The organism is Streptomyces sp. NPDC104831 (genome assembly GCF_055583025.1).
In genome coordinates this window covers 17,351-41,070 of record NZ_JBVJOT010000065.1, presented here as the reverse complement: position 1 = coordinate 41,070, position 23,720 = coordinate 17,351, and the positions used below count along the sequence as shown (strand labels likewise).

The following is a 23,720-nucleotide window of genomic DNA, read 5'->3' as shown; positions in this document are numbered from 1 at the left end:
CGAACGCAAAGCCGAGCACTTCCTCGCCTTCACCAGCCTCGCCTGCACCCTCATCTGCTACCGCCGACTCGCCAAATGAGATGACTTGTAAGGCGCCCTGAGCGGAGACTCGGCCTGAGCGTCTGAGACAGCCGACGAACGTCAGCCAGGATGGCGGGGCGCCGACCGATCAGGCGCGCGTGTGCCAGGGCACCCACCACCGGGCCTCAGCCACGCTGCCCGGTGACGTCCGTCAGAGCAAACCGTGCTGGCGGAAGCGCGGTGATGATGCCTTGGGTGATGACCCTTCGTTTCGAAGCAACTTGGGCGGGGGCGCCGCCGCGGGCGGGGACTAGTTAAAGGTTCTCAGAATCCTGCCGCAATTAGGCTTTCTCTGAAGTCGCGGATTTCTTCGGGCTCAACGTCCGGCTGTAGGGCGATGGCGGTACACACTGCGTCCATTAGATTTTGAGGACGCCTGAATGGCGTGTATCTTAGGAAATCTGCCAGAACGCGCTTCCCGTTCACCAAAGTTTTCCACGAGTCAGCCCATTCGTTGTCCAGCCTTTCGATTATCTCGGTCGACACCGCGCCGATAATGGCGGAACTCTCTTCAGCTCGCCGCTTTTCCAGTTCAAAAAATGCTGCGAGATCATTTTTGTCAATCTTGCAGTTGAGGGTTGCCCGCACCCGCTCCTTCACTGTGTCCTCGATGAGTAGCCGCTCAACATCTACCCTTTCTGAAGCCGCAATCTCTGCTAGCTTTACTTCGACATCGGAAGGCGTCATGGCGGGTCCCACCAAACCGATGGCTGCACTGAGTACCCTTCCTTCCAGAAAAACATTCTCGATCATTCTTCTGCCCCATACCCATAGGCGCCCCTCGCCGTTGAAAGAGTCCACTAGGTCTCGATCGCAAACCGCTATCCAAGGAAATAGCTGCTCATTCTTTTCGAGAGTCTTTGCCATGGACACGACGGCAGCTTTGTTGCCTGCGACATAGACCAAGGAGCGTGCTGTTTCGAGCGGGAAAAGGGTTTGAAGATACTTGCGGTCCGTCTCCCCCTCAACCACGATCATGCGGTCGTACTGGAGGACAGAATTCGGATGCATGCCAAGTTCGGTCATGAGATCTAGACGTAGGGCTTGTTCAGATACTCTCTCCGCTTGATTTGCCCCGTCTGCGCTTGCGGGCCTGACGTTGATTAGCGCATCCAGCGGTGCCGAGTTGATCAGACTGGGCGAATGAGTGCATAGCCACATCTGCGCATTCTGCATCCCCTCCTGAACTACGCTGGTGATCGCCGTCTGCAGTGCCGGGTGGAGGTGTAGCTCAGGCTCGTCCAAAAGTAGAATCCCGCCCTTGGCTGCTAGTCTGCGAGCCATATACATGAGGCCTAGGCATTCGAGTTCGCCGCTCGATAGTTTGCCGATGTCATGCCTATTCCCAGACGGTGTCTCAATCAACAGCGAAACTGTTCCATCCTGCCGTAGGGAGGGGCGGCGAATCCTCTTACCTGTAGCTTTGTGAAAGTTCTCTACAATGAATTCGAAGTCAGACAACCTGCTTTGGTCGCTCGGGTCTCCGTTCCTTTGAGACACCAAGTCCACATAGTCGAGCGAAGTGAGGTATTGCGGAACATCGCTAAGCGTGAAGCGCGACCACTCGCTAGTAAGCGCCGTTACTGCTTCTGTGCGCAAACGCGCTATCGCTTCATGTCCTAGCAGGCTCGGATCAACTCGTACGCTTGCATCCCTTGAAACAGATCTTTCGGCCGGGATGATGTCTAGGTTGCAAAAGGAATTCATTCTCTGGAAAGAAGAATTTCGGAGAATGTCTGGCCAGAAGGTTTCGTCTGGCCACTCACGTTCGTTCTTCCTGTTGAATTTTATGTGCATCGTAACCGAGTCCGGACACTCGTACTCATCTTTCGATGACTCGTTCTGGAAAGCTGAGACACCTTGCCGTTCGGTCTCTGTGAGTGCGTAAGTGACGCGAATTTCGGTGGAGTTATCCCATGGGCCGACCAGGCTGGAATAATCCGAGTCGGTATCGGGTATACTCCAGGCTAGAGAAATCGCCAAGAATAGCGTGCTCTTACCCGATCCATTCCTCCCTGCAAGGATTACCAATGGTGTATTGCTTAGGTTCTCAAGCCTGAACTCTCGAATCCCTTTGAAGTTGCGTACGAACAACGAGTCAATTTGCACTGACTCCCCCCTCAGAGCGCCGTGGCAGTTCCTGCGCATGGTAAATCTTCGAGTGATCGCGGCGCCAGCACTTACATGAGACTGGCCGCTCCAGTTACGACGTACCCCTTCTCTGGCATCAGGCGGCTGATTGCTGTGCGCGCGGCACGGACACCGGCCGGGCTGGAGCGGGGCGGAGACAGGAGCGCAGACCCGGCCGGGGGCCGGGCCGCGCGCGGGGAGCGGAGCGAGCCGCCTTGATGAAGTAGAGAAGGTTTTATCCCGCTGGGATGAGGCGCTTGCCGTCGTGGTGGCGCACGTGGGGGCCGTTGCCGACCAAGGCATTCAGGAACCTCGCCGCGAAGACTTCGGAGATGCGCTCTCTGGCCTGCCGGGCGGTCGTGGGGACGGACCTTCGTGAATGGGCGTTCAGCAGCAACCGACGTCCGGACGCGCCGTCAGACGTGGTGACCATCCTGAAGTGGGTGGAGCGGAACTCCCTGCCCGTCTCGGTCTGGGGGGCCCGGAAAAGGTCGACGAGGTCCTGCGCGCCATCGACAACCGCCTTGACGGTGAGCAGGCGGCGGCCTGGTCCTGGAAGAACAACCGCCGGATCCTCAACGTCGCCATGAAGTACGCGATCCGGGGCGCATCCTTCGGGCCAACTCTCCTCCCCAGGGCAAGGAGTCGACGGTGGTCACGAAGACCACGAATGCCGTGGACAAGCGGTCCTTGCTGAATCCCGAGCAGGCGACGGCGATCCTCGACTGGATCCGGCGCCGTCCGCGGGGCGGCAAGCGGCTCCACCCCTTCTTCGCCACGCTGTACTACTGCGGTCCACGGCCCGAGGAAGCCGTAGCCATGCGGGTGAAGGACGTGACCCTGCCGGAACCCGACGCCGACGACCAGTGGTGCGAGCTGCTGGTCCACACGGCGACGCCGGAAGTCGGGAAGCAGTGGACCGACACGGGGAGATTCACGAGCGACGGGATCTGAAGGGCCGTGCCGAGGGCGAGACGCGCGCGGTGCCGGGGCATCCGGCCCTCACGCGCGTCCTACGGCAGCACATCAAGGACGAACGGCTCCAGCCGGGTGATCTGCTCTTCCCGGGTGAGTCCGGCGGCGTCCTCGCCGGCTCCGTCATCCGCCGGGCGTGGCGCAGCGCGCGTAAGACCGTACTGCCCCCGCACGTCTTCGAGTCGTTCGCTGCACGGCGCGTGTACGACATCCGGCACACGCGCCTGACGAAGTGGCTCAACGACGGGATCTCGCCCGCCCAGGTGGCCGAGTGGGCCGGGAACAGCGTCGCCGTGCTGCTGGCGACGTACGCCCGGTGCGTCGACGGGCAGATGCCGGACCTGAAGCGGCGGCTGGAGGCCGCGGGTGATCTTCCGGAGGCGGAGGCGGAGGCGGAGGTGCCGGGGGCCGGCTGATCTTCCACCCGCCGAGAACTTCGACACGTATTCGACACGGCCACCCGCGAGAACCCGGTGACAGTCGGACGGCCCCGGAGTCAGCCCTTGATCACCGACGGGGCGTCCGGGGCTTCGTCGTGCCCACTGGCAACCGCGCTGACCAGCGAAAAGCCCTCCCGAGCGGGAGGGCGGAGCCTGGCGCCCCCGGCAGGACTCGAACCTGCGGCCAAGCGCTTAGAAGGCGCCTGCTCTATCCACTGAGCTACGGGGGCCGGGTGGGGTGGCCTCGTGCCTGGTGGCCTGGTGGGGGCCGATCCGTGACGTTGCCGAGGTCAAGGATAGGGCTCCCGGTTCCTTGACCCTGTCGCCGCTCCTCCGTGGCTCGATGTGGAGGTTCGGTGAAGCGGTCCTGATAATCGCAGGCAGGTACGAATCGTGCATCGCTTTTGGCGCCTGACGCTCCGGGTGTTGTGCACTCGTTATGCCTGGCCCGTGCCGGTGTCCCAGTCATCCCTTCCGCCCGTTCTGTTCTGTCGGCGCGCAGACATGTCCATATGCTTCAGAATTCCCCTAAAATTGGGCATTCTTCGCATGTGGTGACCTTGGACGTACGGCCTCAGCTGCTCGACACACTCTCCGCTCTGCGCGACCGTGTCGCCGCCGCACGCTTTCCGCTGCCCCTGGCCGGGGCGCCACGCGCGCGTGCCAACCGCGACGAACTCCTCGCGCAGCTCGACGACTACCTCGTCCCCCGATTGCGGCACCCCGAGGCGCCGTTGCTCGCCGTCATCGGCGGCTCCACCGGGGCGGGGAAATCGACGCTGGTGAACTCCCTCGTCGGCCGGCGGGTGAGCGAGGCGGGCGTGCTCCGGCCGACCACCCGGACACCGGTCCTCGTCTGCCATCCGGAGGATCATCACTGGTTCAGCGGCATGCGCGTGCTCCCCGCCCTCACCCGCGTGTGGGCCCCCGACCGCGACCCGACCGAGGAGTTCCCGCCCACCGACGACGACCACGCGCGCGTGCTGCGCGTCGAGACGGCCGACACCCTCCCGCGCGGCCTCGCCCTCCTCGACGCCCCCGATGTCGACTCCCTGGTCGCGGACAACCGCGCTCTCGCCGCACAGCTCATCTGCGCCGCCGACATCTGGATCATGGTCACCACGGCCGCCCGCTACGCCGACGCCGTCCCCTGGCACCTGCTGCGCACCGCCAAGGAGTACGACGCGACCCTCGTCACCGTCCTGGACCGCGTGCCCCACCAAGTCGTCTCCGAGGTCTCCCGGCAGTACGGCGCCCTGCTCACCAAGGCCGGGCTGGGCGACGTACCCCGCTTCACCGTGCCAGAGCTGCCGGAGTCCGCCTGGGGCGCCGGACTGCTGCCCGCCACCGCCGTCGCGCCCCTGAAGAGCTGGCTCGTCCACCACGCCCAGGACCCGGCCGCCCGCCAGCACGTCATGGCCCGCACCGCCTACGGCCTCCTCGACTCGCTGAAGGCCCGCATGCCCGAGCTGGCCGGCGCCGCCGCGGCCCAGTACGCGGCGGCCCTGCGGCTCACCTCCGCCGTGGACGCCGCCTACGACAGCGAGCACGCGCGCGTGCGCAGCCGCCTGCAGTCCGGCGCCGTCCTCGCCGGGGACGCCCTCAAGCGCTGGCGCGCCTTCCCCCTGGACTGCACCGCCGGGGAACTCCTCGACGCCCTCGTGGAGAGCCTGGCCGCCCTGCTGCTGTGCGCGGTCACCGCCGCCGACGAGCGCGTGGACGACGCCTGGCGGCGCGAACCCGCCGCCCGCGCCCCCGAGCTGGCCCCCCGCGGCACCTCCCTGGAGAGCGCCGAACACCGCATCGGGCTCGCGGCCCGGCGCTGGCGGCGCGAGCTGGAGGAGTACGCCGAGGACGAGGTACGGGTCCTGGAACGCACCGGCGCCCCCGATCCCGAGGTCGTCGCCGCCCTCGTCGCCACGGCGGTACTGGGCGGGCGCCGGGCGCGCACCGCCGGCGAGGGGCTCGCCGAGCGGCTCGGCGCGCACGGCGTGCTCCGGCTGCGCGACCGGGCCGGGCGGCTGCTCGCCGAGCACGTGGACCGCGTCATGTACGCCGAACGCGAGCGGCGCCTCGCCCCGCTCGACGCCCTGGACGTCCATCCCGAGCCCCAGGCCGAACTCATCGCCGCGCTGTCCGTACTGCAGAAGGAGAGGTGACCGGTGACCGCCGTCACTGACCAGGACCACACGGAGCACACCGACCACATGAGGCGCACCGACAGCGGCAGCGGCGACACCGGGTCCCTGGAGAACGGCGCGCGCGCCGGCGGGGGCGGCGCGGACGGCACCGAGCGCGCCGGTGGCCTCGCGCACGCCCGCCTGAGCCTGGTGAAGGAGGAGGCCGGGGACGACGGCCGCCCCGCGCACGAGGGCCGGCGCGACGCCGACGGGGGCGAGGAGGGCGGGAGCGGGGGCGGTGCCCCGCACGCGCGCGTGAACGACGAGAACGGCGGCCGGGAACAGGCCCACCAGGGCGGGCAGGGCGGCACCGCCCGCGACCGCGGCCACCGGGACGGCATCGGCCGTGGCCAAGGCCACCAGGACAGCACCGGCCGCGACCACGGCCGGGACACCGAGGCCGACCGTGGCCGCGGCTCCGAGCGCGAGCACGGCCGCGGCTCCGAGCGCGAGCACGGCCGCGGCTCCGAGCGCGAGCACGGCCGCGGCTCCGAGCGCGAGCACGGCCGCGGCGCCGACCGCGATCACAGCCGTAGCCGGGACCGCGACCGTGACCGCGACCGGGAGTGGGAGCCTGACGGCCGGGACCGGGAGCGTGACCACGGCCGGGATGCCGAAGACGAGCGGGACGGGCACGCCGTACAGGACCGCGACCGTGACCGCGACCGGCCCGCCGAGCCCGGCGGGAACGCCGACCGGGACCGCCCCGCGCGCGGGCGTGGCGCCGAGCAGGGTGTCTCGGTGCCCCGCCCCCACCCCCCGCACTCTGCGAAGCCCCGTGCCGCGGCCACCGGCACCACGCCCCCCGAACCGGCCGCCACCGACGAGGCATCCGCCACCCCCTCGGAGACCTGGGACGACGGCCTGATCGCCCGGCGCGTCACCGAGGCCGGCTCCGCCGCCCTCGCCGCCGAGCGCGCCTCGGCGGCGGAGCAGCCGCACCGCGGGCCGGGCGCGCACGTCCCGGTCCCGCTGGCCTACGACGGCCCGCTGCGGTCCCGGCTGAACGCCCTGCGCGAACTCGTGGGGCTCTCCCGTACCCGGCTGGACAGTCACACGCTCGCCGAGGCGGGCCGGGTCCTGAACGAGGCGTCCGCCCGCCGCAAGCTCTCCGGCCGGCACACCGTCGTCGCCCTGGCCGGCGCCACCGGCAGCGGCAAGTCCCAGCTGTTCAACGCGCTCGCCGGAGTGCCCATCTCGGAGACCGGCGTGCGCCGTCCGACCACCGCCGCGCCCATCGCGTGCAGTTGGAGCGACGGCGCGGCGACCCTCATCGACCGGCTGGGCATCCCGGGCCGGCTGCGCCGCCGCCCCCTGCACAGCCCGGACAACGAGGGGCAGCTGCGCGGGCTGGTCCTCGTCGACCTGCCCGACCACGACTCCGCCGCCGTGCAGCACCGCGAACAGGTCGACCGGATCCTGAAGCTCGTCGACGCGGTGATCTGGGTGGTGGACCCCGAGAAGTACGCCGACGCCATGCTGCACGAGCGCTACCTGCGGCCGATGGCCGGGCACGCGGAGGTCATGTTCATCGTCCTCAACCAGGTGGACCGGCTGCCCGGGGACGCCGCCGACCAGGTGCTGGACGACCTGCGGCGGCTGCTGGACGAGGACGGCATCGCGCTCGGCGAGCACGGCGAGCCGGGCGCCACCGTGCTCGCGCTGTCCGCGCTCACCGGCGAGGGCGTCGGCGAACTGCGCGAGACCCTCGGCCAGTTCGTGGCGGAGCGCGGTGCGGCGGCCCGCCGGGTGGCGGCCGACCTGGACGCCGCCGCGACCGGGCTGCGGCCCGTGTACGCCACCGGGCGGCGGGCCGGCCTCACCGAGGAGGCGCGCGAGGAGTTCGCCGCGCGGCTGGCGGACGCGGTGGGCGCCACCGCGGCGGGCGAGGCCGCCGAACGGGCCTGGCTGCGCAACGCCAACCGCGCCTGCGGCACGCCCTGGCTGCGGCTGTGGCGCTGGTACCAGGGCCGCGGCGAGGCCACGACGGGCCGGCACGCGGTCCGTACCCAGGCCGACGAGGAGGCGACGGCCCGGCAGCGGGTGGAACAGGCGGTCCGGACGGTCTCCGACCGGGCCTCCGCCGGGCTGCCCGCGCCGTGGGCGCAGGCGGTGCGCGAGGCGGCCGTACGCGGCTCGCACGGGCTGTCGGAGGCGCTGGACGCCCTGGCGGCACGGGCCGGGCTGCCCCCGGGCCGCCCGCCGCGGCCGGGCTGGTGGCCGGTGGCGGTGCTGGTCCAGGCGGCGATGACGCTGGTGCAGATCGTGGGCGGCGGGTGGCTCGCCGGGCAGATCGCCGGGCTGATGGCGCCCAACCTGGGCGTCCCGGTGCTGCTGATGGTGTGCGGGATCGTCGGCGGGCCGCTGGTGGAGTGGGGGTGCCGGATCGCGGCCCGGGGTCCCGCCCGGCGCTACGGCCAGGATGCGGAGCGGCGCCTGCGGGAGGCGGCGGCGAGCTGCGGCCGGGCCCGGGTGCTCGATCCGGTGGCGGCGGAGCTGCTGCGGTACCGGGAGGTGCGGGAGCAGTACGGGAAGGTCGCCCGGAGCGGGGCCGGGGTGGTGTGAGCGGGCCGGGCGGGCGGAGGGGGGCTCGGAGAGCCGGGGTCCGCCGGCGGTTCGGGGGAGTGGGTCCCGGGTGGAGCCGGAACCTGTTGGGCGGGCCGGGGAAGTGACCAGGGGTTTCACCCGCGCGGGTGACGGAGTTGTCCACAGGCGGGCGGCCGTCCACAGCGCTCGGCGGGCCCGGCCCGGCGGAGGCAGTCTGAGGCCACGGCGATCGCAGGGCGGTCCGGCCGCACAGGCGGCGGGCGGTTGCGGCGATCGGCGGGACGTGCGGGCGCGTACGGCAGTCGTACGCGCCGGCACGGCAGACGCAGTCGTACGGGACGGGCCCGTACGCGTGTCCGCCCGGCCGGAGCGCGCGGGCGGGGGAGGGGAGCGAGACATGAACGAGACCATCGTCTGCGTGGTGGGCAACGTGGCGACCCAGCCGGTCTACCGCGAGTCGGCGGCGGGTCCGTCGGCCCGGTTCCGGCTGGCGGTGACCGCGCGCTACTGGGACCGGGAGAAGAGCGCCTGGACGGACGGGCACACCAACTTCTTCACGGTGTGGGCCAACCGCCAGCTCGCGGTCAACGTGGCCGCGTGCGTGGAGGTGGGCCAGCCGGTCGTCGTGCAGGGCCGGCTGAAGGTGCGCACGGAGACACGGGAGGGGCAGCAGCCGTGGGCCTCCGCCGACATCGACGCCGTGGCGTTGGGCCACGACCTGACGCGCGGTACGGCACTGTTCCAGCGCGCGGCCCGGCCCGACGCACCGCCCGCGGCGACCCGCCCGGAGCCGGACTGGGAGACACCGCGCCCACCGGACCCCGGTGACGAACAGACCGGCCAACAGGCTGCGGAACCCGTACCGGTGACGTAGCGTCACGCGCTGCCGCCGCCGATGTGTGCGCCCGGCCGCCGGAACCGTTTCCGCCACTTGCCGGATGGCCTGAACACGCCGTAGGGGCAGTGGATTTGTCGATATGGCCGGCCCCTGGAAGGGCTCGGCGATAACGATTACGGATCGGATCGGCCATCGGATGATCAGACCGACGGGTCGGCCTCCCAGTGATCCATAGGATGCCGGGCGTGCCCCTAGGGGCTGCCGATTTCTGCTGGTGGGACCGTCCCCCACGTCCAACGGGTCCTGCTCGAAGGGGAATTCTGTGCTTGCTGCGCTCTCTGGGCTGTGCCGGTCCACCGGAACCGCCCGCCTGGCCGCCGCCGCCACGGTGTCCGGCCTCATGGCGGCCGGCGTGCTGTCCGGCGCCGGTACGGCGGTGGCCGCCGAGGCACCGCGGACCGGGGGCGGGGCGACGGCCACCAACAACGGCCTGAAGACCTACGGCGAGGCCGTGATCCACGAGGACGGCGGGGACCTGCGGGTCTCGGCGGGCCTGTTCGAGATGTCCGTGGACGGCGGCGGCACCCTCCAGACGTACTCCGTCGACCTGCACAACCCGACCCAGCGGGACGCCCGGTACCAGGAGACGTCCTGGAACGGCACCTCGCTGGGCACCAACAAGGACGCGGGCCGGATCCGCTGGATACTCCAGCACTCCTACCCCCAGGTCAACGATCTCGCCGCGCTGGCCCGGAAGGCGGGCACGCGCGGACTGACCGAGCAGGACGCGGCGGCCGGCACCCAGGTGGCCATCTGGCGCTACTCCGACGGCGCCGACGTCGACGCCCTCGACCCGCAGGCCGAGAAGCTCGCCGACTACCTCCACAGGAGGGCCCGGGGCGTCGCCGAACCACGGGCCTCGCTCACCCTGGACCCGCCCGCGGTCGCCGGCCGGCCGGGCGAACGGCTCGGCCCGGTCACCGTGCACACCGGCGCGAACGCGGTCACGGTGAGCCCGCCGGCGGACGCGGCCACCAGCGGCGTGCGGATCGTCGACAAGCACGGCAAGCCGATCACCTCGGCGAGGGACGGCAGCCCGCTGTACTTCGACGTCCCCGAGGACGCGGCGGACAGCACGGCCGAGCTGACCGTGCAGGCGTCCACGACCGTGCCGGTGGGCCGGGCCTTCGCCTCCGAGAGCCGCAGCCAGACCCAGATCCTGGCCGGTTCCAGCGAGTCCACCGTCTCCGCCACCGCGACGGCCGACTGGGCCGCCGAGGGCGCGATACCGGCGGTGTCGGCCCGCGAGAACTGCGCCAGGAGCGGGGTGGACATCACCGCGGTCAACAAGGGCGACCAGCCGTTCAGGTTCCAGCTGATGGGTGCCGTCCACACGATCCCCGCGGGCACGACCCGCACGGTGACCGTGCCGCTCCAGGAGGACCAGGCCTACGACTTCACGATCACCGGCCCCCACGGTCCCAGCCGCCGCTTCACCGGCGTCCTGGACTGCAAGACCCAGGGCGCGCTCACGACCCAGACGGCCCGGCTCCCCAACGAGCCCGGCCCGGCCTCGGTCGGCGGCAACGCCGTGGACACCACCGACCTGGCCGCGACCGGCGGCTCCGCCATCACCCCCCTGATCGCCGGAGTGGCCATCGGCCTGGTCGTGATCGGCGGCGCGGTCCTGGTCGTCCTGCGCAGGAAGGACACGACACCGGAGGCGTGAGGGAGGGGACCGGCGGAGGGTGCCGGGCGGGAACCGGCCCCTTGAGCCCGGGTGGTGGTGAGCCTGGGTGGCCGTGAGTCCGGGTGCCCGTGAGTCCCGCTGGTCATGAGCCCGGGTGGTCATGAGCCCGGGTGGTCATGAGCCCGGGTGGTCATGAGCCCGGCCGCCGGGATCCCGGGGTGCGGGATCGAAGCGGCCGGGACCCCGGACGCGGACGCGGGGGACCCGGTGCGTACGGGATCCCGGTGCGTCCTCCCCTCAGCAGCCGATCGGTGACGAGCCGGCGGCCACGTCGTCGAACCACAGGGTGTCGTCGCCGGTGCCGTAGCTCTCCCAGCCCAGCCGCAGCGCGGTCGGCCGGGGCGGAGTGGTCCGAGAGAGCCACTGCTGGTCGACGTCCTGGGTGGGTACGCCGTCGGCGTGCAGGCCGGGCACCTGCTGGTCGCCCAGCCAGGTGTCCAGCTTGGGCGCGGAGGTGTCGATGGCGAACCGCAGGCACTGCCAACTGCCCGTCGGCAGCGGCTTGCTCAGCGCCACCCCGGCCGGGCTCTGCGCGGGGAGCGTGGCGTCGTCGCTCTCCCGGTTCCACTGCAGGGCGCCGTTCTGGCCGCCGACCCTGAGCGCCCGGCCGCCCTGGGAGCTGTCGGGCATCGAGACGAAGGTGACGTGGGAGGAGGGGAGCGCGGTGGTGTGCCGCACCCACATGCGGACGTAGAGCACCGGGCCGGCCGTCGACAGGTCGGTGGTGGCGGCGACAAAGGCGTGGTTGCAGTAGCCGGCCCGGCCGTCCACCCGGATCGACCTGGTGCCGCTGTGCGCGACGGCCGTGTCGACGGTGGCCGTGCCCGTGCCCTGGCAGTCGGGCGCGGTGAAGCGCCAGGCGCCGGACGGGGAGGTGCCGGACTGGTCCTCGAAGTCGGCGCACAGGACGGTGCCGCCGCAGCCGGCCGGCGGCTGGGTGGGCGGCGGGGTGCCCGGTGTGGTGGGCGGTGTGGTCGGCGGCTCGGTGGCGTCACCGCCACAGGAGACGCCGTTGAGGCTGAAATCGGTGGGCGCGGGGTCGGCGGACTGCCAGGTGCCCTGGACCCCGAAGTCGGCGGCGGCGCCGCTCGGCAGGGCGGCGTTCCAGTCCGTGCCGGCGGCGGTCACGGAGCGGCCGGTCTGGGTGACGGTGGCGTTCCAGGCGGAGGTGACGTGCTGGTCGCCGCCGTAGGCCCAGGTGAGCCGCCAGGCGCTCAGGGCGGGGCCGAGGTTGGTGACGCGAACCTGGGCGGTGTAGCCGCCGGACCACTCGTTGACGGTGTAGTCGACCTTGCATACGGCGGCGGTTCCGGTGCCGGCGCCATTGGCGGGCGCCGCGACCAGGAGGGACACCGCCAGCCCGATCAGGGCCACGGCTGCCGTCAAGGGTCCGCGCACCCATCGAGGGCACCGCGCGGGCAGTAGGGGCATTGCTCCTCCTGGGGAGGTGGGGAGGTGGGGAGGTGGGGAGGTGGGGAGGTGGGGAGGTGGGGAGGTGGGGAGGTGGGGAGGTGGGGGCGAGGGCGGGAGGGGGTGGGGGACGGGGGCGGGAGAAGAGGAAGAGAGGAGAGGAAGAGAGGAGAGGGCTCCCATGCTGGGAGCGCTCCCAAGTAGAGGGCTGGACGCGGCCCGGTCGGCGCCGGGCCGCGCCGGTGAGCGGTGAGGCCGGTTGGGGCCCTGGGTCAGCGGAAGTTCACGTCACTGCACAGGAAGTAGGTCTGGTCCATGTGCGAGGCCTGCCAGATGGTGTAGACGACGTGGCGGCCGGTGTAGCCGGAGGTGCTCACGGGGATCGAGTAGTTCTGGCTGGGTGCGTACCTGCCGGTCTTGGTGACGAGTTGCAGGTCCTGCCAGGTCAGCGGCTGGGTGGTGGGGTCGAAGCCTTGCCGGGTGACGTAGACCAGGAAGTAGTCGGCGCCGTGGCTGGCCTGGTCGTACAGCTTCACGGTGAAGTCGGAGCCGATGTCGGTGGTCTTCCAGGGGCCGACGGCGTCGAGGGCGTTGTAGCGGCCGCTTTCGGTCTGGCCGCCGCTGCACAGCTGCCCGTTGGGGATGACGGCCTGGAAGTTGCCGGCGGAACCGTTGCGGTACAGGCCGTTCCAGTTCCACATCGCGTTGGGGTTGGCCTGCCAGGCCTGCCAGCACATGGGGTCCTGCTGGGCCATCGCCGGGTTCTGGAAGTCGCTGCCCCAGCGCTGCCAGCAGCCGTAGTTGCGGGAGGCGGGGTCGATCACCGAACCGTGCGCGGAGGCGGTGCCGCCCCAGGTGATCAGGCTGATCAGTACGCCGACGAGGGTGCCCAGGATGAGCGTCAGCCGGCGGACGGTGTGGCGAGGTGCATGCTCATGACAATGCATTGCGGGTTTCTTCCTGTGGGGGACGTCTTCACTGCGCGGGTCGCAGGAGGCGTGGGAGCGCTCCCGCGCCTCCAGGCTGCGCGGCCGGGAACGAGGGGGCAACGCTTCGTTTCCGCCAAACCTGAAGGCTCGTCCCCTGGGCCAAGCTTCGACAAATGGCACTGAACCTCACACCGCTTTTCCCTGCCGGACGCACGCAAGCCGTCGGTGACCCCTTGGGGGAGGCGAGTGGCGAATTCGCTTCGCTCGGGAGGAGGACCCACCCCAGGGGGATGCCGAGGATTCCGAGTCGGTGCGGCCCGTCCGCCCGGTGGGCGCCGTCGGTGCGGTGGCCGGTTCCCGGTGATCAACGCCCGGTCGTCGCTGGGCGCGCGAGGCCGCGCGAGGCCACCCGACGGTGCCCGGCAAGGGGAGCCGAGCCGCCGTCGCCTCCAGTGAAGCCCCAGGTCGCAGCCCCCGAAGCAGGCGGGTTAACACCCAAGGCTGGCGTTCAGGCAAGATGGGGTGTATCTGCCCACTGCCAGATTTCAAGCTGCCGGACGGTTTCTCTTGGCTGAGTTCATTTACACCATGCGCAAGGCGCGCAAGGCGCACGGCGACAAGGTGATCCTCGACGACGTCACCCTGAACTTCCTCCCCGGGGCGAAGATCGGCGTCGTCGGCCCGAACGGTGCCGGTAAGTCGACCGTGCTGAAGATCATGGCGGGGCTGGAGCAGCCGTCCAACGGCGACGCCTTCCTCTCGCCCGGCTACAGCGTCGGCATCCTGCTCCAGGAGCCCCCGCTGAGCGAGGACAAGACCGTCCTGGAGAACGTCCAGGAGGGTGTCGCCGAGATCAAGGGCAAGCTCGACCGGTTCAACGAGATCGCCGAGCTGATGGCGACCGACTACTCCGACGCGCTGCTCGACGAGATGGGCAAGCTCCAGGAGGAGCTGGACCACGCCAACGCCTGGGACCTCGACGCCCAGCTCGAGCAGGCCATGGACGCCCTCGGGTGCCCGCCCGGCGACTGGCCCGTCACGAACCTCTCCGGTGGCGAGAAGCGCCGTGTCGCGCTCTGCAAGCTGCTGCTGGAGCAGCCCGACCTGCTGCTCCTCGACGAGCCCACCAACCACCTCGACGCCGAGTCGGTGAACTGGCTGGAGCAGCACCTGGCCAAGTACCCGGGCACCGTCGTCGCCGTCACCCACGACCGGTACTTCCTGGACAACGTCGCCGGGTGGATCTGCGAGGTGGACCGCGGCCGCCTCCACGGCTACGAGGGCAACTACTCCAAGTACCTGGAGACCAAGGCCGCCCGTCTGAAGGTCGAGGGCCAGAAGGACGCCAAGCGGCAGAAGCGGCTCAAGGAAGAGCTGGAGTGGGTCCGCTCCAACGCCAAGGGGCGCCAGGCCAAGTCCAAGGCCCGTCTCGCGCGGTACGAGGAGATGGCCGCCGAGGCCGACAAGATGCGGAAGCTGGACTTCGAGGAGATCCAGATCCCGCCGGGCCCGCGCCTCGGCAACGTCGTGGTCGAGGTCAACGACCTGCACAAGGCCTTCGGGGACAAGGTCCTCGTCGACGGGCTGTCCTTCACGCTGCCGCGCAACGGCATCGTCGGTGTCATCGGCCCGAACGGCGCCGGCAAGACCACGCTGTTCAAGATGATCCAGGGCCTGGAGACCCCGGACTCCGGTGACATCAAGGTCGGCGACACCGTCAAGATCTCCTACGTCGACCAGAGCCGCGAGAACATCGACCCGAAGAAGACGCTGTGGGAGGTCGTGTCCGACGGGCTCGACTACATCAACGTCGGCCAGGTCGAGATGCCGAGCCGCGCCTACGTCTCCGCATTCGGCTTCAAGGGCCCGGACCAGCAGAAGCCGGCCGGGGTCCTCTCCGGCGGTGAGCGCAACCGGCTCAACCTGGCGCTCACCCTGAAGCAGGGCGGCAACCTGCTGCTCCTCGACGAGCCCACCAACGACCTCGACGTCGAGACGCTCTCCAGCCTGGAGAACGCCCTGCTGGACTTCCCCGGCTGCGCCGTCGTCGTCTCCCACGACCGCTGGTTCCTCGACCGCGTCGCGACGCACATCCTCGCCTACGAGGGCGAGTCGAACTGGTTCTGGTTCGAGGGCAACTTCGAGTCGTACGAGAAGAACAAGATCGAGCGGCTGGGTGCGGACGCCGCGCGTCCGCACCGGGCCACCTACAAGAAGCTGACCCGGGGCTGATCGGTCTTGCGCCACATCTACCGCTGCCCGCTGCGCTGGGCGGACATGGACGCGTACGGCCACGTCAACAACGTGGTGTTCCTCCGCTATCTGGAGGAGGCCCGGATCGACTTCCTGTTCCGCCCGGACAAGGACTTCAAGCAGGGGTCCGTGGTGGCGCGCCACGAGATCGACTACAAGCGGCAGCTCCTCCACCGGCACGAGCCGGTGACCATCGAGCTGTGGGTCAGCGAGATCAGGGCCGCCTCCTTCACCCTCGCCTACGAGGTGAAGGACGGCGATCTCGTCTACGCCCGGGCCTCGACGGTCATCGTCCCGTTCGACTTCGCCGCCCAGCGCCCGCGGCGGATCACCGCGGAGGAGCGTGACTTCCTCCAGGAGTACACGGACGGCGGCGAGGAGGCCGCGGAGGCCGAGGGGGAGGCCGTCGCCGCATGACGGTGCTGCACCTGGCCGACGAGACGGAGGCGGCGGACCTCGCCGCCTTCCTCTCCCGGCTGCTCCACTACGACCGTGGGGCCGCGGTGCGCCTCCAGGCGGCCGGTACCGCGCTCGCCGTCTTCGGCCGGCCGCCCTCCTTCGAGGTGCTGGCCGTGCGCGCGGTGCGGCTCGCGAAGCCGTACGAGCACGGGCTCGACGTCGCCCTCGACACCACCGTTTCCGCAGGCGAACTCCTGGAGTCGGTGGACGAGCGGGCGGCCACCGCCGCCGTGCCGGCGGCGGTCACCGGACCGCCGTGGGCCGGGGTGCTGCCCCCGCGCGCCGGCTGGCGGCCCAAACCGGGGCTGCCCGCGCCGGACGCGCTGCGCGCCACCGTCGCCGCCGCGGTGGCCGAGTTCCGTTCCCGCACCGGGGAACTGGCGCCCGAGGCCCGTACCCGCGCGGAGCTGGACCGGATCGGGCGGGACATCTGGTCCCGGCGGATCGGGGACACCGGGCTGCCGGTGCGGGCCGTGCACGCGGCCCAGTCCCTGGGCTTCCTCAGGCCCGGCACCGGAGCCGGCGACACCGGGCTGTTCTCCTCGGGGTCCTGGCTGCGGCTGCGGACGCCGTACGGCTCGGTGGCCGTACGGCAGGCGGGCCCGCTCGGAGCCCTCGGGGTCAGCGTCCGCTGACCCCCGGCCCCCGGCCCCCGGCCCCCGGCCCCGGTCCCTGGCCGCCGTGGCGTCAGTCGGGGGTGTTCACCATCGACGCGGCGGCGTACGTCAGGTAGTTCCACAGCGTCCGCTCGTGCTCCTCGGACAGCCCGAGGTCGTCCACGGCCGCCCGCATGTGCTTCAGCCAGGCGTCGTGCGCCGCCCGGTCCACGGTGAACGGCGCGTGCCGCATGCGCAGCCGGGGGTGGCCGCGGTTGTCGCTGTAGGTCGTGGGGCCGCCCCAGTACTGCATCAGGAACAGGACCAGCCGCTCCTCGGCCGGGCCCAGGTCCTCCTCCGGGTACATCGGCCGCAGGAGCGGGTCCTCGGCGACCCCCTCGTAGAAACGGTGGACGAGCCGGCGGAAGGTCTCCTCCCCGCCGACCTGCTCGTAGAAGGTCTGCTCCTGAAGCGTGCCGCGCCGAATCTCATTCACCCGTCCATCGTCTCAGACGCGGTGACCCAGGACCGAAGACTTAGGACCGCCCCGGGCGGGGGCCGCCCGCCCCTACTGTGGACGCATGGGCGCCTACGACACCGAGACCGAGGCCCTCGCCGACGCGGCGCGGGCCGAGCTGGTGCGGGAGATCGACGCCGACGGCGCCTGGGCCGGGGACCCGGTGTGGCGGGAGGCGTTCGCGGCGGTGCCCCGGCACCTGTTCGTGCCGTACTACTACGTCCCCGGGCCGCGCGGTTACGAACGCCGCTGGGGCGAGAGCCCCGGCCCGGCGGCCCGGGAGCGCTGGGTGCGCGGCGCCTACGCGGACCTGCCGCTGGCCACCCGGCTGCGCGACGGCGAGCTGGTCTCCTCCAGCAGCCAGCCCTCCCTGATGGCCCGGATGCTGGTCGCCCTGCGGGTCGAGGACGGCCACCGGGTGCTGGAGGTGGGCGCCGGCACCGGCTACAACGCGGCCCTGCTCGCCCACCGGCTCGGCGCCGACGACCTGGTGACCACCGTCGACCTGGACCCGGAGATCACCGAGTCGGCCCGGCGGCACCTCGCGGCGGCCGGCTTCCGGCCCGCCGTCGTCACCGGCGACGGCGCGCGCGGGGTGCCCGAACGCGCCCCCTACGACCGGATCATCGCCACCTGCGAGCTGTGCACGGTGCCGCGCGCCTGGCTCGCCCAGTGCCGCCCGGGCGCGCGCGTGCTCACCCCGCTCGGCACCGGCCTGCTCGCCCTGACCGTGCGGGACGCCGGGCACGCCGAGGGACGCTTCCTGCCCGGGGCCGTCTTCTTCGTACCGCTGCGCGGCCAGGGCGGGGCGGCGCCCGGCAGCGTCGGCCTGGCCGGACTGCCCGCCCGGGCCCGCGAGCAGGAGCCGTTCCGCTTCCTGCTCGCGCTGAGCCGGGGCGCCCTCGATCCCCTGGACGCCTACGCGCTGTGGGAGCGCGAGGGCGAGCCCGGCCACGGCCGCTACGGCGTCACCGTCCGCGGCGAGCACGCCTGGGCCTGGCTGGACGACCCGGAGGGGCCGTACGCCTGGCCGCTGCGCTGAGCGTCAGCCCCGGCGGACGGTGATCGTCGTCCAGGCGCCCACGTGCACCCGGTCGCCGTCCTGGAGCGGGACCGGCACGAACGGCTGGATCGGCTCCTCGGACATGTTGACCGTGGTGCCGTTGGTCGAGTTCTGGTCGACGACCGCCCAGCTGCCGTCCTGCTGCTGCACCAGCATCGCGTGCTGGTGCGAGACGCCCGGGTCCTCCGGCGGCACCGACAGGTCGATGTCCGGGGTGTCGCCGGTGGAGTGCCGGCGGCGCCCGATGGTCACCTGGTTGCCGGTGAGCGTGCGCTGCTGCTCGGGCGAGTACGCGGGCAGGTTCAGGCCCGCGGCCTCGGGGCCGGAGCGCTGCATCATCGCCATGAAGTACTCGCGGTCCGGACCGATGGTCGCGGTCCAGGTGGCCGGGCCCCTGTTCTGGGGCTGCTGCGGGGCCTGGGGCGGCTGTGAGCCCTGGGGCGCCTGCGGGAAGCCGCCGGGGCCGCCCGGTCCGCCCGGGCCCGCGTGCCCGCCCGGTCCGGGCGGTGCCTGGGTGGCGCCGGGGTGCGGGTAGCCGTAGCCGCCGCCCTGGCCACCGGGGTCCTGGCCCGGTCCGCCGGACGAGGGCGGAGAGATCACCCAGTCGTCCTCACCGGCCGGGGGCCGGCGGTTCCCGCGCGGGAACGCGGGCGGGGCCGGGGCCCCGGCCTGCTGGAACGCCTGCGGAGCACCACCGGGACCGCCGGGACCGGCGGGCGGCGTCGGTCCCGGCGGCGGCGGAACGGGCCGCGAGGGGTCGCCGCCGAAGCCGGCCGGGCCGGGTCCGCCGGGACCGACGGGGCCACCGGGACGGGGACCGCCGGGGCCCTGCCCCGGACCTCCGCCGAAGCCTGACGGGCCGCCGGAGCCGGGCCCTTGGCCCTGACCCTGGCCCGGACCTGCGCCGAAGCCGGACGGCGGACCGGAGGGGCCGCCGGCGCCGGGCCCCTGACCGAAACCGGACGGACCGCCGGAACCGGGACCCTGGCCCGGACCCCCGCCGAAGCCGGACGGCGGACCCGGGGGACGACCGGCACCAGGGCCGCCGGGACCGCCGGGACCGGGGCCGCCAGGGCCGCCGTGACCGCCAGGACCGTTGGGCCCGCCGGGAGCCTGGCCCCTGCCCTGCCCCTGGCCCGGGAACCCGCCCGGACCGGACGCGCCACCCGCACCGGGACCACCGGGGCCGCCATGACCACCGGGACCGCCATGACCACCGGGGCCGCCGGGTCCCTGGCCGAAGCCCTGCGGGGGCGTGGGCGGGCGGTGGCCGCCGGGGGCGAAGGGGGGTGCGCCCGCGGGGCCGGGGGGTGCCGGCGGGGCGGACGGGGAGCGGTCGGCGCCGAACGGGGTCGGGCCCGACGGCTCGCTGCCGAAGGACGGGATCGGCTCGGCGGGCCGGTTCACCTGCGAGGGCCGCGAGCCCTGGTACTCGTACCCGTCACCGCCGCCGTACGTCGTGCTCGGCGGCTGGAACCGCGGCTGCGGCGGGCGCGGGGCGGCCGGGGTGTACGAGGTCGCCGTGTTGGTCAGGAAGTTCCACCGGCACTCCTCGCAGAAGGGCGCGCCGCCCTCGCGGGGGGTGCGGCACTGCGGGCACAGCTCCGCTTCGGAGCCGGCCGCGGCCGGGCCGGGCCGGGCGCCGGCACCCGCGGGCGGCGGGAAGCCGTAGCCGCCGGCGCCCGGGGGCGGCGGCGGGGGCGGAGGTACGGCACCGGCCATGCGGTGACCGCAGACCTCGCACCAGTCGTCGGAACCCGACTGGTGTCCGTTCGGGCAGGTCGGCATGTCGGTGCTTCCCCTTCTCCTGAAGGTCCGTTCTCGGTGCCCGCCGGTTGCGGCGGGGTCACTTCTTTACACGAACAGTCTTTGTGGACCGGGTCTCCAGAGTCATCTCGTCGGCCTCCGCGACCCTCGTCTTCAACCGCACAGTACCTGTCGAGGCGTCGACCACGTCCACCACCTTCGCAAGCAGTTTCGCAGTATCCGCGTTCCCCGAGGCGTTCGCGAGCTGAACGGCACGGCCCAGTTTGGCCGTTGCTCCATCGATATCGCCCGCTTTGCGAAGATCGATGCCTTGTCGGATGGCCTGTGCCAGTTCGGCCTGCCCGGTGTAGTGGGCGACTTGGGGGCTCATGGCGGTGGAGGCGGCCACGTCGTCGGTCCACACGGCCCGTACGAGGCCCTGCGCGCCCAGGTCCCGTACCGTTTTGTCCGGTTGCGGGACCACCAGGGAGATCCGGGCGGCCAGCATCTCCAGGCCCAGCCCGGCCGGCGGGACCGTCACGCACAGGTGGTAGTCGCGGGACTCTTCGCCCCAGGAGCCGGTCGGGTAGTCCCCGGCGCGCGGCCCGGCCTCGGTGCGCCGTTCGGTCAAGTCCTCGACGGCGGGCGCGACTTGCTTGACGAACCGGATGGCCGCCCCGACCGGTGTCCACACCCGCAGCGCGACGTCGGCGACCTCCTTGCCCATCGCCGTCTCCATCATGTCCGTGAAGTCGGCGGCGAGGCGGGCCGGGTCGGCGACGATGTCGGCGGTGCCGAGCAGAGCCGAGGCGATGCCTGTGACTTCTTTCACGTCCCAGTCGGTGCCCACCCCCCGGGCGTCGCAGGTGAACCGGCCCGCGCAGGCGTCCAGGGTGGCCCGCAGGTCGTCGGGCGACTCGTGTTCGTTGCGGCCGTCGGTGAGCAGGATGCCGTGGCGGATCGTGACGTCCGCCGAGGACAGCAGCCGGTCGGCGAGCCGCAGCCAGGTGCCGATGGCCGTGCCGCCGCCCGCGCGCAGCCGGCGCAGCGCCTGCCTTGCCTGCCCGCGGGTGGTGGCGTCGGCGACCGCGAGCCGCCCGCCGCCCGGGTAGATCTCCTCGGCGACATGGGTGCCGCCGATCACCGCGAAGCGGGTGCCGTCGCGCAGGGTGTCGATGGCGGCGGCCGTGGCGTCCCGGGCACCGCGCATCTTGGCCGGCGGGTAGTCCATGGAGCCCGAGCAGTCGACCATGACCGCCACCGCGGCGGAGGGCGCGCGCACCGGCGCGGACGCGGTGCCGCCGCCGGCCGCGGTCACCGTCACGATGGCGTCGACCTCGCTGCCGCCCTCGGGCAGGTACTCGTTCTGATAGACGTCCACCGAGAACCGCGGCGCGTCCGGCTTCGCGAAACTGGCCATGCTGTGACGCATCCCCCTCAAGCGCCCCGCCCGGGCGAGGCGCCGGCCGTGGGCGGCCCGGTCCCCTCCGGTCCGCCCCTGCTTCCCCGTGCCGTGGTCCCGTCGGACACGGCCTTCAGGCCGATCCTGCCCCCTGCGGCGGCGCGGGGAACGGCAGTACCGCCACTGTTACGTTGTCGTGGCCCCCGCCGTCCAGGGCGTGCCCGACCAGCACCCGGGCGCCGTGCAGCGGGCGGGCCGCCGCGTCCGGCGGGACGACCTCGGACATCTCCTCGGCCGTCTCGGCGTAGTTCCACAGCCCGTCGGTGCACACCACCACCGCGCCGGGCCGGTCCGGGCGGAAGGAGGCGGTGTGCGGCTCCAGTTCGTAGGCGTCGGCGCCGAGCCAGCCGGTGATGGCGTGGGCGCGCTCGTCGGCGTACGCCTCGGCCTCGCTCATCAGTCCGGCGGCGACCATCTGCGCGGCCCAGGAGTCGTCCTCGGTGAGCCGGGCGGGCGGCGCGGCGCGGTCGGTGGGCACCCAGTAGACCCGGCTGTCGCCGACCCAGCCGACGACCAGCAGCCCGGAGGTGACCACCGCGCCGACGATCGTGCAGGCCGGCGCGTTCTGGTGCGGGGCGTGCTCGCGGGCCGTGGCGGGCTCGTCGGCGAGCGCGTTGACGGCCTGCGCGGCGGCGACGATCGCCTCGTGCATCGCCGTCTGCGGGTGGGTGCCGCGCGGCAGCGCGGCCAGCAGGGTGTCGCCGGCCGCCCGGGAGGCGGCCAGGGATGCCTCGTCGGGGCGGGTCGCGGAGGACACGCCGTCGCAGACGACCGCCAGCGCCGCCGGGGTGCCGTCCGGCAGCGTGGTGTGGCCGACCGCGAAGGCGTCCTCGTTGCGGTGGTGGCGCAGCCCGCGGTCGCTGACGGCCGCGACCGGGCCCGTCTCCCGCTCCAGGTGGTCGCGTTCGCGGGGCTGGGCGTGACCGCAGTTCTCGCAGTAGCCGTCGCCGTCCACCCGGCCGGTGCGGCAGGCCACGCACAGCCGTGCCGGGGCGGCGGGGGCGGCGGCCGGGGCGGCCAGCCGGGGGTCCGGTGCCTGCAACGGGTACTCCTCGGGCTCGTCCGGCCGGTCGAACCGGACCTCGGTGTCCGGCTGTCCGGCCCCGGGCGGCTGCCCGTGCGGCGGTGTTCCGCCCGCGCCGGCGCCCGCGGGCGCGGGCCGGTCCGTTGCGGCGCCGGGCGCGGCGGAGCCGGTCAGGGGGAGCGTCGGATGGTCCCGCGGCGGCGCGGGCGCCACCGAGAGGTCGTATCCGCACGCTCCGCAGAACAGGTCACCCGGCTCCACCGGCTCCGCGCAGCTCGGGCACTTCGGCAGTGCGGCCTGCCGGGGCATCTGCGACATCGACTTACACCCACGTCCGGGGGCGGTAACGGTTGGCCCGTTCCACCATCTCGATCCTCTCCTTGCCGCCGGGCGCCAGCCGGGCCAGCGCGCGGTAGGCGCGCTCCAGGCCGAAGCGCAGTCCCCGCTCGTCCAGACCGCTGCCCAGCAGCACCCGGCCCGCGGCGGCGGATCCGGCGCCCTGGCCCCCGGAGAGTACCCAGTCCAGCGCGCCGCCGAGTACTTCCGTCGCCAGCAGTTCACGCCGTGCCGGGTCCAGACCGTAGGCCCGGAGCGCCTCGACCTGCCCGGCGGCGGCCGTCAGGTCGTCCACGAACGGTATGTCACCGGGGCCCGGCACGCGTCCCCTCAGCCGGGCCCGGACGGCGGCGACCCGGGCGGCCGTGTAGTGGATGGAGGACTCCGGGACCGACTCCAGCGTCCGTACCGCGCCCTCCCGGTCCCCGGCCGCGAGCCGCACCCGGGCCAGCCCGAACGCGGCGCTCACGAAGCTCCGGTCGGTCGTCCACACCAGCCGGTAGTACTCGGCCGCGTTGTCCGGCTGGCCCAGCACCTCGGCGCACAGGCCGAGGGCCAGCTTGGGCGCGGCCTCGCCGGGAAAGGCGTCGTAGACCGCGTCGAAGGCCAGGGCGGCGCCCTCGAAGTCGCCGGTGACCAGCGCGGCCACGCCCCGGTGCCACACCACCCGCCAGTCGTCGGGCCGTTCCTCCTCCAGCTGCGCGAGGCTCGTCAGCGCGCCCTGCCGGTCACCGCTCTCCAGCCGGGCGCGGATCTGCCGCAGCCGGGTCTCCACGGTCTGCGCGGGCGCCGCGGCCAGCGCGCCGATCAGCTCGGCCGGGACGGAGGCCGGCAGGCCCGCGAGGAAACCGGCGCCCGGGTCGCCCGGGTCGACCAGCGGGAGCGGCAGGGCGAGCGCCGCGGCCCGGGTGTCCACCCGCCGGACGAGCGCCGCCGGGGGCGGCGCGGGCGCGGGGGCGCGCGCGGTGCGGACCGCGCGCGCCC

General features: G+C 72.4%; 18 protein-coding genes, 1 tRNA gene and 1 pseudogene. 10 read left to right on the top strand and 10 right to left on the bottom strand.

Annotated features, from left to right (window positions below):
• Positions 1-345 precede the first annotated feature (345 nt).
• Positions 346-2,175, bottom strand: a complete 1,830-nt coding sequence (locus tag ACZ63H_RS32650; protein WP_469871335.1) for an ATP-dependent nuclease — start codon at positions 2,173-2,175, stop codon at positions 346-348.
• A gap of 271 nt (positions 2,176-2,446) precedes the next feature.
• A pseudogene (locus ACZ63H_RS32645) lies at positions 2,447-2,548 on the bottom strand (NUDIX hydrolase); the annotation flags it as partial.
• A gap of 314 nt (positions 2,549-2,862) precedes the next feature.
• Between ACZ63H_RS32645 and ACZ63H_RS32640 the strand changes: the two are divergent.
• The gene (locus tag ACZ63H_RS32640) at positions 2,863-3,165 is read left to right on the top strand and encodes a hypothetical protein (protein ID WP_469871333.1); all 303 of its coding nucleotides are present in this window, start codon (positions 2,863-2,865) and stop codon (positions 3,163-3,165) included.
• 29 nt (positions 3,166-3,194) lie between these two features.
• Positions 3,195-3,602, top strand: a complete 408-nt coding sequence (locus ACZ63H_RS32635; RefSeq protein WP_469871331.1) for a hypothetical protein — start codon at positions 3,195-3,197, stop codon at positions 3,600-3,602.
• 178 nt (positions 3,603-3,780) lie between these two features.
• On the opposite strand, the gene ACZ63H_RS32630 is transcribed toward ACZ63H_RS32635, so the two are convergent.
• Positions 3,781-3,856, bottom strand: a tRNA-Arg gene (locus tag ACZ63H_RS32630).
• Between the two features lie 321 nt (positions 3,857-4,177).
• Here ACZ63H_RS32630 and ACZ63H_RS32625 point away from each other — a divergent pair.
• The 4 genes from ACZ63H_RS32625 (at position 4,178) to ACZ63H_RS32610 (ending at position 10,920) form a co-directional block, all read left to right on the top strand.
• On the top strand, positions 4,178-5,785 hold the full coding sequence (locus ACZ63H_RS32625; protein WP_469871329.1) for a dynamin family protein: 1,608 nt from the start codon (positions 4,178-4,180) through the stop codon (positions 5,783-5,785).
• Positions 5,786-5,956: 171 nt separating this feature from the next.
• Positions 5,957-8,371, top strand: a complete 2,415-nt coding sequence (locus tag ACZ63H_RS32620; RefSeq protein WP_469871339.1) for a GTPase — start codon at positions 5,957-5,959, stop codon at positions 8,369-8,371.
• A gap of 379 nt (positions 8,372-8,750) precedes the next feature.
• On the top strand, positions 8,751-9,227 hold the full coding sequence (locus tag ACZ63H_RS32615; RefSeq protein ID WP_469871327.1) for a single-stranded DNA-binding protein: 477 nt from the start codon (positions 8,751-8,753) through the stop codon (positions 9,225-9,227).
• A gap of 364 nt (positions 9,228-9,591) precedes the next feature.
• Complete coding sequence (locus ACZ63H_RS32610; protein WP_469871337.1) at positions 9,592-10,920, top strand: TQXA domain-containing protein; 1,329 nt, start codon at positions 9,592-9,594, stop codon at positions 10,918-10,920.
• Between the two features lie 258 nt (positions 10,921-11,178).
• Here ACZ63H_RS32610 and ACZ63H_RS32605 read toward each other — a convergent pair whose 3' ends face one another.
• Positions 11,179-12,372 carry a cellulose-binding domain-containing protein gene (locus tag ACZ63H_RS32605; protein ID WP_469871325.1) on the bottom strand — a complete coding sequence of 398 codons (1,194 nt, stop codon included), beginning with the start codon at positions 12,370-12,372 and terminating at the stop codon, positions 11,179-11,181.
• Positions 12,373-12,623: 251 nt separating this feature from the next.
• On the bottom strand, positions 12,624-13,298 hold the full coding sequence (locus tag ACZ63H_RS32600; protein ID WP_469871323.1) for a lytic polysaccharide monooxygenase auxiliary activity family 9 protein: 675 nt from the start codon (positions 13,296-13,298) through the stop codon (positions 12,624-12,626).
• A 549-nt stretch (positions 13,299-13,847) separates the two neighbouring features.
• On the opposite strand from ACZ63H_RS32600, the gene ettA reads away from it, so the two are divergent.
• Genes ettA through ACZ63H_RS32585 form a run of 3 tightly spaced genes read left to right on the top strand, consistent with a single transcriptional unit; the run spans position 13,848 to position 16,627 of the window.
• Positions 13,848-15,512 carry an energy-dependent translational throttle protein EttA gene (gene ettA / locus ACZ63H_RS32595; protein ID WP_469871321.1) on the top strand — a complete coding sequence of 555 codons (1,665 nt, stop codon included), beginning with the start codon at positions 13,848-13,850 and terminating at the stop codon, positions 15,510-15,512.
• A gap of 6 nt (positions 15,513-15,518) precedes the next feature.
• Positions 15,519-15,950: an acyl-CoA thioesterase gene (locus ACZ63H_RS32590; RefSeq protein WP_469871319.1), complete on the top strand. Its 432-nt coding sequence runs from the start codon at positions 15,519-15,521 to the stop codon at positions 15,948-15,950.
• Positions 15,947-16,627, top strand: a complete 681-nt coding sequence (locus ACZ63H_RS32585) for a DUF8185 domain-containing protein (RefSeq protein ID WP_469871317.1) — start codon at positions 15,947-15,949, stop codon at positions 16,625-16,627. Before ACZ63H_RS32590 ends, ACZ63H_RS32585 begins: the two co-directional genes overlap by 4 nt.
• A 52-nt stretch (positions 16,628-16,679) precedes the next feature.
• Here the strand turns inward: ACZ63H_RS32585 and ACZ63H_RS32580 are convergent, their stop codons facing one another.
• On the bottom strand, positions 16,680-17,084 hold the full coding sequence (locus ACZ63H_RS32580; protein ID WP_469871315.1) for a globin: 405 nt from the start codon (positions 17,082-17,084) through the stop codon (positions 16,680-16,682).
• Positions 17,085-17,169: 85 nt separating this feature from the next.
• Here ACZ63H_RS32580 and ACZ63H_RS32575 point away from each other — a divergent pair, with 85 nt between their 5' ends.
• A complete protein-coding gene (locus tag ACZ63H_RS32575; protein ID WP_469871313.1) occupies positions 17,170-18,147 on the top strand; it encodes a methyltransferase domain-containing protein in 978 nt (325 codons plus the stop codon).
• Between the two features lie 3 nt (positions 18,148-18,150).
• On the opposite strand, the gene ACZ63H_RS32570 is transcribed toward ACZ63H_RS32575, so the two are convergent.
• The 4 genes from ACZ63H_RS32570 to ACZ63H_RS32555 form a co-directional block, all read right to left on the bottom strand.
• A complete protein-coding gene (locus ACZ63H_RS32570) occupies positions 18,151-19,956 on the bottom strand; it encodes an FHA domain-containing protein (protein ID WP_469871311.1) in 1,806 nt (601 codons plus the stop codon).
• Positions 19,957-20,014: 58 nt separating this feature from the next.
• Positions 20,015-21,334: a vWA domain-containing protein gene (locus tag ACZ63H_RS32565; RefSeq protein WP_469871309.1), complete on the bottom strand. Its 1,320-nt coding sequence runs from the start codon at positions 21,332-21,334 to the stop codon at positions 20,015-20,017.
• Positions 21,335-21,449: 115 nt separating this feature from the next.
• On the bottom strand, positions 21,450-22,718 hold the full coding sequence (locus ACZ63H_RS32560) for a PP2C family serine/threonine-protein phosphatase (protein ID WP_469871307.1): 1,269 nt from the start codon (positions 22,716-22,718) through the stop codon (positions 21,450-21,452).
• 4 nt (positions 22,719-22,722) lie between these two features.
• Positions 22,723-23,720: tetratricopeptide repeat protein (locus ACZ63H_RS32555; RefSeq protein ID WP_469871305.1), on the bottom strand; the 998-nt coding region annotated here is incomplete at its 5' end.